This window comes from Streptomyces azureus, assembly GCF_001270025.1.
GTDB classification, from domain to species: Bacteria; Actinomycetota; Actinomycetes; order Streptomycetales; family Streptomycetaceae; genus Streptomyces; species Streptomyces azureus.
Genome location: NZ_DF968428.1, coordinates 18,665 through 27,684, shown reverse-complemented (window position 1 = coordinate 27,684; position 9,020 = coordinate 18,665). Strand labels below are relative to the sequence as shown.

Below are 9,020 nucleotides of genomic sequence, written 5' to 3'. Positions count from 1 at the left end.
GGGTGGGGGTGGGGTGGGGATGGGCTGAACGGGCGTTGCGTCCTGGCCCCTACCGGGCAATAGCCGTAACCCGCTCACTCTCCACCCGCTTGTCCAGCACCCCGTCCCCCGCCCGCTCCAGATGCCGGCACAACACCACAGAACCCCCCGTGGCCAACGGCCCGTACAACCCCGCGTTCAACCCCTCCCACGTGTCGTACGGCAACCCCGACAGAATCCGCGACCCAGGCCCGGTCAACCCCAGCCCCGTCGCCTCCGCCCGAGCCCGCTCGACGACCTCCGCCCCGCTGAACTCCCGCCCCGCCACGATCAGCGCAGGCCCTTCCGGATCCACCGGCGCATACGGCACGAACCGGTCCCCCTGTCCCGGCACCTCCACCGCGTAGTCGACAAACCCCTCGGGCACCTGTGGAAACCGCCCCCCGAGCGGTCGCAGCGCCAGCGCGACCCGCGCCCCGGAACACGCCCGCGCCGCCTCCAGCTGGTCCGGCCCGCTCACGACGACATCGGCCGCTCGCGCATCCCCCGCGACGTCCGCGACGACTCCCACCGACGAACACGCCAGCAGCCACACGGCCGTCTGCCAGTGCGCGGGCAGCAACAGCGACACCCGGTCCCCGGGCTCGACGGACAGCTCGTCCTGGAGGAGGTTGGCGGTCTTGGCCACCCAATTGGCGAAGGTGGCCACGGAGAGTTCGACACGTTCGCCCGTGGCGTCGTCGTAGAAGGTCACCAGGGGACGTCCCGGATCCGCGGCGAGCGCGGAATTCAGCAGGTCGGCAGGGGTGCGATCGGTGGCGTTCACCCGCGCAAGCGTACGCGGCACGCAAGCAGTCGCCCAACGGCCCGGCCACCGCCCCGCCGTGAATCCGCCACCGGTTCGGCCCAACCTCGGCCGACGGCCCGTCAACTCCCAAATGGACAGACTTATACGACTATGTCCAAGATCAGGGGCATGCATGGATTTCTCGCTTCTTCGATAGGTGTCACCTGTGCGGCCGCTCTGGCCCTCCCTCTCACTCCGCCCGCCGTCGCGGCGACGGCGAGACCGGTACCGACCACGGAAGCGGCCACGACCGCGAGACCCGCGCCCCACGCGGGGACACCGGACACGACCATGACCAACCGGCGCGCCGAGCCGTACGCCCCCGGCAGCACCCAGTCCCTCCCTCTGGAACCCCTCACCCGCAACCGCGCCACCCCCACCGCCCCCGGTGCCCCCGAACAGGGCCTGACCCGCCGTGCCGTACGCCACTTCTCCCTCGTCGGCATCGTCTGGGACGACCCCGAAGCGGCACTGCACGGCCGCGTCCAGGTCCGCACCCGAGCCGCCGACACCGGCACCTGGTCGGGCTGGCAGGACGTCGAGACGCACAGCGCCGACCACGCGGCCGACCGGGGCACCCCCGAGAGCACCTCGGGCCGCGTCCGCGGCGCCACGGCACCGCTGTGGGTGGGGGACTCCGACGGCGTGGAACTCCGGGTCCGCTCCGAACCCGAGGGCGCGGAAGCCGACTCCGCGCACCACGGCACGGGTGCCCGCAACCTGCCCGCCGCGCCCCCGCTCCCCTCCGGCCTCCGTCTCGAACTCGTCGACCCGGGCGATGACGTCTCGCCGCCCGGCGCCTCCGCGGACGGCCCCCGCACCGTCGCCCTCGCCGGCGAGACCTCCGCCGCCGCCGGGGCCTCCGCCGCCAACGCCGACCTGGCCCCCCTCGGCGCAGCCGAGATCCCGGTACTGAACCGCGCGGGGACCGAGCGGGAGTTCTTCGCCCTCAACGCGAGCGAGCCGGCGGAGCAGCAACAGGCGAGGCCGTACGTCGGACCGCGCCCGCGTATCGTCACGCGGCGCGGCTGGGGAGCCGACGAGGGGCTGCGGGAGAGCGGCTTCCGGTACACGAAGAAGGTCAAGGCGGCCTTCGTGCACCACACGGCCTCCGGCAACAACTACCGCTGCTCGCAGGTCCCGTCACTCATCCGCAGTATCTACCGCTACCACGTCAAGAGCATGGGCTGGCGGGACATCGGCTACAACTTCGTCATCGACAAGTGCGGAAAGATCTACGAGGGCCGCGCCGGGGGCGTGGCCAGGCCGGTCCTCGGCGCCCACACCCTTGGTTTCAACAGCAACAGCATGGGGATCGCCGTCCTCGGGTCGTACGGCGCCAAGAAGCCGTCGGCCGCCGCCGTCAGGGCCGTCGCCCGGCTCACCGCGTGGAAGCTGGGCCTGTACGGGGTGAATCCGCGGGGTAAGACATACCTGAAGTCGGGGGGTAGCAACCTCCACCGAAAAGGTAAGAAGGTACGACTGAACGTGATCTCCGGTCACCGCGACGGCTTCAGGACGGAGTGCCCGGGGCGGAAGCTCTACAGCAAGCTCGGCTCGGCCCGCTCCAAGGCGGCCCGGTACCAGGGCCGCTGACACACACGTTCACCGCCGTCGGGGGGACAGCGGGGCGGAATGCCGCACGGCCAGCGAAGGCGCCACGGAACGGTCTGCATACACTGACCGGCCGAAAGACAGTTCGGCCGGTCCCGGCAGGAAGCAGAGACGACACGTGACAGAAGCGATCCTCCTGGTCGGCGGCAAAGGCACCCGGCTGCGCCCGCTCACGGTGCACACGCCCAAGCCCATGGTGCCGGCGGCCGGGGTGCCCTTCCTCACGCACCAACTGGCGAGAGCGAGAGCGGCGGGTGTCGAGCACATCGTCCTGGCCACGTCCTATCTGGCCGAGGTCTTCGAGCCGTACTTCGGTGACGGTTCCGCGCTGGGGCTGCACCTCGAATACGTGACCGAGGAGGAGCCCCTGGGCACGGGCGGCGCCATCCGCAACGTCGCCTCCCGGCTTCACTCGGGCCCCGACGACCCGGTCCTGATCTTCAACGGCGACATCCTGACGGGCCTCGACATCCGGGCCCTGGTCGACGCCCACGAGACCACGGGCGCGGACGTCTCCCTGCACCTCACCAAGGTCACGGACCCGCGCGCCTACGGCCTCGTCCCCACGGACGACACGGGCAGGGTCCTGGCGTTCCTGGAGAAGCCGCAGACGCCCGAGGAGATCGTCACCGACCAGATCAACGCGGGGGCGTACGTCTTCCGGCGCTCGGTCATCGACACGATCCCGCTGGGCCGGCCGGTGTCGGTGGAACGCGAGACGTTTCCGGACCTGTTGACCGCCGGGGCGCACCTCCAGGGCATGGTCGACTCGACCTACTGGCTGGACCTGGGCACACCGGCGGCGTTCGTCCGGGGCTCGGCGGACCTGGTCCTGGGCCGGGCCCCGTCCCCGGCGGTCCCCGGCCGCTGCGGTGACCGCCTGGTCCTGCCGACGGCGACGGTCGCGGCCGACGCGAAGCTGTCCGGCGGCACGGTGGTCGGCGAGGGCGCCTTCGTGGCGGAGGGTGCCCGCGTCTTCGGCAGCACGATCCTCCCGGGTGCCGTGATCGAACCAGGCGCGGTCATCACCGACTCCCTCATAGGCACCCGGGCCCGCGTCGGCGAACGCTCCGTCCTCACCGGCACGGTCATCGGCGACGGCGCGATCATCGGCCCCGACAACGAACTCCGCGACGGCGCCCGCATCTGGTGCGACGCCCAAATCCCAGCAGGAGCAGTCCGCTTCTCTTCGGACCAGTAGCGACCAGGCACGGCTACCGCCGGCCGCCGCCTGCGGGCAGTCGTGCCGCTGGGGGGGAGGGGGGCGCAGCGGCATCCGCTCCGCCGTATTGCGCGACTCTCTCGGCTGAGCTGCCGCCGGCCGCCGCCTGCGGGCAGTCGTGCCGCTGGGGCGGCACGGGTGGGCGATGGGGGTACCCCCTGCTCGAGCGAAGCCGAGAGCTTGGGGGAGGCACCCCGCTCCGCCGGGCTGCGGACCCACCCGGCCTCAGCAACAACGCCGAGCACCCTGCAACGCTGAGTGGCGCACCCCCGCCCAGCACCACCACCGCGGCACAGAAACCGGGCAGCACATCACAACCCGCCGATATCCCACCGCGGCATCTTCGGCGCCCTCCGCCCCGGCACCCTCCCACTCAGCAGAATCAACCGAGCCGCCCGATGCCGCTGCCCCGCATACGGCTCCAACAACTCCAGCATCACGGAGTCATCCGCATCCCGGTCCCCGGCCAACGCCCACCCCACGATCCCGGGCAGATGCAGATCCCCCACGGTCACCTCGTCCGGCGCCCCATGACTGCGCTGCACCGTCTCCGCCGACGTCCACGGCCCCACCCCCGGCACCACCTCCAGCCGCGCCCGAGCCGCCGCCGGCTCCATCCAGGCCGCCTCCTCCAACCGCCCGGCCACCCGCACCGCACGCAGAATCGTCGACGCCCGCTTGTTGTCGACCCCGGCCCGATGCCACTCCCACGACGGGATCAACGCCCACGCCCGAGGCTCCGGCATCACACACATCCGCCCGGGCGCGGGCCCCGGCGCCGGCTCCCCGAACTTCCGCACCAGCAACCGCCACGCCCGATACGCCTCATCGGTCGTGACCTTCTGCTCCAGAATCGACGGAATCAGCGACTCCAGCACCAGCCCGGTCCGCGTCAGCCTGAGCCCCGGCCGCCGATGCCGGGCCAGCGCCACCAGCCGGTGCCGGGGTACGAACGCGGACGGGTCATCGGCGCCCCCGAGCAGTTCCGGCAACCGGTCCAGCAGCCACTCCGCCCCGGGCCCCCAGGCCTGGCCGCGCACCCCACCGCCGTACGCGCAGACCCGTAGCGTCCCGGGCCCGGCGGGCGTACGACAGGCCCGCCACACGGACCCGTCCGGCATCGCCCGGAACGTCGGATCACCCGGCCCGCGCCGCAGCGGCCCGAGCACCAGACCGAGATCCAGCGGCCCGTCCGGCACCCAGTCGCGCACCCGCCCCGGCCCAGCGGCCTGCCGCGGCACGCCCCCGGCGACGCCGACGTGCCCGCCGTGCGTGGTCGTACGCGTGGGCCGGGGAGCGAACCGTCCTGCCATGAGGGAAGTCCCTGGGATACGAGAGGGGGATGAGAAAGGAGCCGCGCTAAGAGCGTAGGCGCCGGCCGCCGCCGGTCACCGCACCTCGATGAAAGCCCCCGCGTCCCGCTCCGGCCGCGCCCGCGGTTCCTCCGCCGGATGCCCGACCGCCACCGCGCCCATCGGATCCCAGTCCGCCGGCAGCCCGAGCACCTCGCGCACCACGTCCCGGCAGAACATCGTCGAGGACACCCATGCCGACCCCAGCCGCTCCCCGGCCAGCGCGACCAGGAAGTTCTGCACGCCGGCGCCGACGGCGACCACGAACATCTCCCGCTCGGCCCCGTCGCGCCGCGCGTCGCCGTAGGTGTGCGAGCCGTCCATGACCAGACAAGGGACGACGAGGTACGGCGCGTTCCGCAGCACGTCCCCCCGCCGCACCCGCTTGGCGATGGACTCCTCCGTCTTGCCGTCCCGCCGCAGATCGGCGATCCAGGCGTCCCGCATGGCGTCGAGCAGCCGCGTCCGTGACTCCTCGGACTCCAGCAGCACGAATCGCCACGGGGTGGTGTGGTGGGGCGCCGGGGCCGTCACCGCCGCGGCCACCGCCCGCCGTACCGCTCCGGGGTCGACGGGCTCGTCCGTGAAGGCCCGGACCGTACGCCGCTGGGTCACCGCCAGCCGTACCGCCTCCGACGTACCGAGCCGGAACATGTCGTCGCGCGCGCCGCGCACCATGGCCCGCGCTCCCTCTGCGTCGTCCTGCGCCAGCACGTGCGGCAGGCCGCGCACCACGGCGACGGGGAGCCCGGCCGCCTTGCCCTTGACGAGGTCGCCGGCCGCGGCGAGTTCGTCGGCCGTGGCGACGACGGTGGCGCTGAGCGGGTTGCCGTGCGCGTCCGTGCCGCCGCGCAGGTCGTCCAGTACGCGCACTCCGGCGGCGCCGATCGCGACGTCCGTGAGCCCCGCGCGCCAGGGCCGCCCGAACGTGTCGGTGATGACGACACCGACGTCGACGCCGAGGGTGTCCCGCAGCCCGTCGCGGATCGCGCGGGCGGAGGCGTCCGGGTCCTCGGGCAGCAACAGCACCGTCCCGGACGGTGTGTTGGACGCGTCGACCCCGGCCGCGGCCATGACGAGGCCCTGCCGGTTCTCGACGATCCGGAGGGTGCCGCGCCGGGCGACCACCCGTACCGTCTCGGCGTCGATGGCCGCTTCCCGGTCGGCCGCCTGGACCGCCCGGCCCTCCGCTTTGGACACGATCTTCGACGTGACCAGCAGGACGTCCCCGTCGGCCAGACCGGGCTCGGCGGCCGCGACCAGCTTGGCCAGATCGTCCCCGGCCGTGACCTCGGGTATCCCGCCCAGGGCCCACACCCGGTACCCGTCGGCGCCCTGCCGGTTCTCCGGGACCTCGCCGCTCAAGCTCCCCGCACCTCCTCCGCCAGTGCCAGGGCCTCCCGCGCCATCTGCGCGGTCGCGTCGGCGTCGGTCATCATCAGCGGCACGGCCCGGCAGCGGATCCCGGCCGCCTCGACCCGCTCCACCGCGCCGGCGTCCACCGTGTCGACGAGCCAGCCGTCCAGCAGGCCCGAGCCGTAGTGCTCGGCCACCGCCGGTGCGGTCGACTCGACGCCCACGGCGGCGAGCACCTTGTCGGCCATGCCCCGCACGGGCGCGTCACCGACGATGGGGGACAGGCCGACCACCGGCACCCCGGCCTCGGCGATGGCCTCCCGGATGCCGGGCACGGCGAGGATCGTGCCGATCGACACGACCGGGTTGGACGGCGGGAAGAGGATCACGTCCGCCTCGGCGATCGCCTCCAGCACCCCCGGCGCGGGCTTCGCCTGGTCGGCGCCCACCGGCACGATCGCCTCCGCGGGCACCGAGGCGCGCAGCCGCACCCAGTACTCCTGGAAGTGGATCGCCTTGCGCTCGCCGTCGATCTCGACGGCCACGTGCGTCTCGACGCGGTCGTCGGACATCGGGATCAGCCGCACGCCCGGCTCCCAGCGGTCGCACAGCGCCTGGGTCACCGCGCTCAGCGGGTATCCGGCGCCGATCATCTGCGTCCGCACGATGTGCGTGGCGAAGTCCCGGTCGCCGAGGCCGAACCACTCGGGCCCGACGCCGTACGCCGCGAGCTCCTCCTTGAGGTGGAAGGTCTCGTCGGCGCGCCCCCAGCCCTGCTCCTCGTTGATGCCGCCGCCGAGCGTGTACATCACCGTGTCGAGGTCCGGGCAGACCTTCAGCCCGAAGAGGTGGATGTCGTCCCCGGTGTTGCCGATGACCGTGATGTCCGCGTCCGGCGCGGCCCGCTTCAGACCACGCAGGAACCGGGCACCACCGATGCCGCCTGCCAGAACCACAATGCGCATGGAAGCCAGTCTTGCAGGCGCCTACGACAACCGGTCAGCGCCTACGGCAACCGGTCAGGCAGTCAGGGCACCCGGTACGCCCTGGGCTCGCAGTGCTGGGCCGTGTGCATCGGCATCTCCGTCAGGCCCGGGTAGTAGACGTGCAAGCTGACCGCCGGCTCGAGTGCGTCGTTCACGACTTCGTGCACGTACCCCGGCGCGAAAACGCGCTGCGCGCCCGCCCGCAAGGCGCGTGTGCCCCGCTCCGTGCGCTCGGTCAGCGTGCCGTGCAGCACGGTCAGCACACCGGAGGAGCGGCCGTGGTCGTGCAGCCCGCTGCCCTGTCCGGGCACCCAGGACAGCAGCCACACCTCGTAGCCCGGGCCGGTGCGCAGCCGGTGGTACCAGCGGCTGGTCGCGTCGTACCGGACGAGGTGCTCCCACTGGGAGCGGTCGGCGGCGATGGTGCGGGCGAGTCCGACGAACTCGGCGACGGTGGCCGGGTGCTCGCGCGGGGTCTGGAGCAGATGCGGGACTTCGAGGATGTCGCCGGCGATCTGGAGGTCGCTGTCGCTGTTCATGGGGTGCGGTGGTTCCTCGGCAAGGAGCGGAAAGTCGGTGGGGGGTGTCGCGTCGTGCGTGCCCGGGTCGCGGGCGGCCACGAGGAGTGCCCTGGTGGAGCGGGGACAACAGCGCCGAGTCGTGGGTGACTCAGCGGCAGCCGGAGCGCGTTGGGCTCAACAGCTGGAACAGCAACAGCGACAGCGAGCGTGGGCAGCACCGAGGGACCCGGCGGAGCGGGTCGAGGTGAGTGCCAAGTTCGCGAGCATGCCCACTAGGACACCGGTTCACACCCGCACTGTCAACTCGGCACCCGGTATGTGGGATGTGGTTCACCTCATCCGGTCGTTCACTCAGATGAAAGGTTTGTTCATGGCCCACCCGGGACACATGGCGTCCATCCGGGCGCGCAAACCCCGTTGCGGAGTCGTGATCCGAATGTGATCCGGTTCGCTTCGAGGTGCGTGTCGGAACGAGTTCGAACCTCTGGGCGTCCTTCTCCGTACGGGGCCGCAAGGGGTCCGGCGGACGGTGTGAGCCCTCACGGGCTCTATCGGTGTGTCAGGTTTTATGGTGATTTGAACACTTTCCGCTTGGGCTTGGTTCCGCAGAGTGAATAAGGGGCTCAATAGCAGATCTCGGCTTGACTCGCCCGGAGCAGCACACTTGTAATTTCACTCGTGTCGTTCAGCCGGAATCGGTAACGGCTAGATCACGGGGACGCGAAAGACAGACGAGGGGCGCACATGACCGAGACGGTGCAGCAACTGCTGGTCGACGACGCGGACGAGGAACTCGGCTGGCAGGAGCGCGCACTGTGCGCCCAGACCGACCCCGAGTCCTTCTTCCCCGAGAAGGGCGGCTCGACCCGGGAAGCCAAGAAGGTCTGCCTCGCCTGTGAGGTCCGCTCCGAGTGCCTCGAGTACGCCCTCGCCAACGACGAGCGATTCGGCATCTGGGGCGGCCTGTCCGAGCGGGAGCGCCGTCGGCTGAAGAAGGCAGCGGTCTGATCCCGGACGGCGCGATACACCGACAGCGCGCGTCCGACGGACAACGCGCGTCCGACGGACAGCGCGCATACGCACGCACGCACGGTTCGAATGGCCCGTCGCAGGTGGGTTATCCACAGGCGGCGGGCCCCCTTG

Annotated in this window: 8 protein-coding genes; 3 read left to right on the top strand and 5 right to left on the bottom strand. The window is 71.9% G+C overall.

The genetic code is table 11. From position 1 onward, the window contains the following. Positions 1-49 precede the first annotated feature (49 nt). Positions 50-805: a TIGR03089 family protein gene (locus tag AOQ53_RS34990; protein WP_059423568.1), complete on the bottom strand. Its 756-nt coding sequence runs from the start codon at positions 803-805 to the stop codon at positions 50-52. A gap of 150 nt (positions 806-955) precedes the next feature. Between AOQ53_RS34990 and AOQ53_RS34985 the strand changes: the two genes are divergently transcribed. Next, positions 956-2,422 carry a peptidoglycan recognition protein family protein gene (locus tag AOQ53_RS34985; RefSeq protein WP_059423569.1) on the top strand — a complete coding sequence of 489 codons (1,467 nt, stop codon included), beginning with the start codon at positions 956-958 and terminating at the stop codon, positions 2,420-2,422. Positions 2,423-2,558: 136 nt separating this feature from the next. Beyond that, complete coding sequence (gene manB / locus AOQ53_RS34980) at positions 2,559-3,641, top strand: mannose-1-phosphate guanylyltransferase (protein WP_059423566.1); 1,083 nt, start codon at positions 2,559-2,561, stop codon at positions 3,639-3,641. Between the two features lie 332 nt (positions 3,642-3,973). On the opposite strand, the gene AOQ53_RS34975 is transcribed toward manB, so the two are convergent. From AOQ53_RS34975 to AOQ53_RS34960, 4 genes are all read right to left on the bottom strand, one after another. Then, entirely contained in the window at positions 3,974-4,975 is a 1,002-nt protein-coding gene (locus tag AOQ53_RS34975) for a DNA-3-methyladenine glycosylase family protein (RefSeq protein ID WP_059423565.1), read from the bottom strand. Between the two features lie 75 nt (positions 4,976-5,050). Next, positions 5,051-6,379: a coenzyme F420-0:L-glutamate ligase gene (locus AOQ53_RS34970; protein ID WP_059423564.1), complete on the bottom strand. Its 1,329-nt coding sequence runs from the start codon at positions 6,377-6,379 to the stop codon at positions 5,051-5,053. After that, on the bottom strand, positions 6,376-7,335 hold the full coding sequence (gene cofD, locus AOQ53_RS34965) for a 2-phospho-L-lactate transferase (RefSeq protein ID WP_059423562.1): 960 nt from the start codon (positions 7,333-7,335) through the stop codon (positions 6,376-6,378). Before cofD ends, AOQ53_RS34970 begins: the two co-directional genes overlap by 4 nt. Before the next feature lie 62 nt (positions 7,336-7,397). Further along, on the bottom strand, positions 7,398-7,895 hold the full coding sequence (locus tag AOQ53_RS34960; protein WP_059423560.1) for a cysteine dioxygenase: 498 nt from the start codon (positions 7,893-7,895) through the stop codon (positions 7,398-7,400). Between the two features lie 726 nt (positions 7,896-8,621). On the opposite strand from AOQ53_RS34960, the gene AOQ53_RS34955 reads away from it, so the two are divergent. After that, the gene (locus tag AOQ53_RS34955; protein WP_010034659.1) at positions 8,622-8,885 is read left to right on the top strand and encodes a WhiB family transcriptional regulator; all 264 of its coding nucleotides are present in this window, start codon (positions 8,622-8,624) and stop codon (positions 8,883-8,885) included. The last annotated feature ends 135 nt before the right edge of the window (positions 8,886-9,020 follow it).

What these genes read in the sequence shown, in the direction of transcription:
- AOQ53_RS34985 (WP_059423569.1), top strand. Translation starts at nt 956, where the DNA reads ATGCATGGATTTCTCGCTTCTTCGATAGGTGTCACCTGTGCGGCCGCT.
- AOQ53_RS34975 (WP_059423565.1), bottom strand. Translation starts at nt 4,975, where the DNA reads ATGGCAGGACGGTTCGCTCCCCGGCCCACGCGTACGACCACGCACGGC.
- cofD (WP_059423562.1), bottom strand. Translation starts at nt 7,335, where the DNA reads ATGCGCATTGTGGTTCTGGCAGGCGGCATCGGTGGTGCCCGGTTCCTG.
- AOQ53_RS34960 (WP_059423560.1), bottom strand. Translation starts at nt 7,895, where the DNA reads ATGAACAGCGACAGCGACCTCCAGATCGCCGGCGACATCCTCGAAGTC.
- AOQ53_RS34955 (WP_010034659.1), top strand. Translation starts at nt 8,622, where the DNA reads ATGACCGAGACGGTGCAGCAACTGCTGGTCGACGACGCGGACGAGGAA.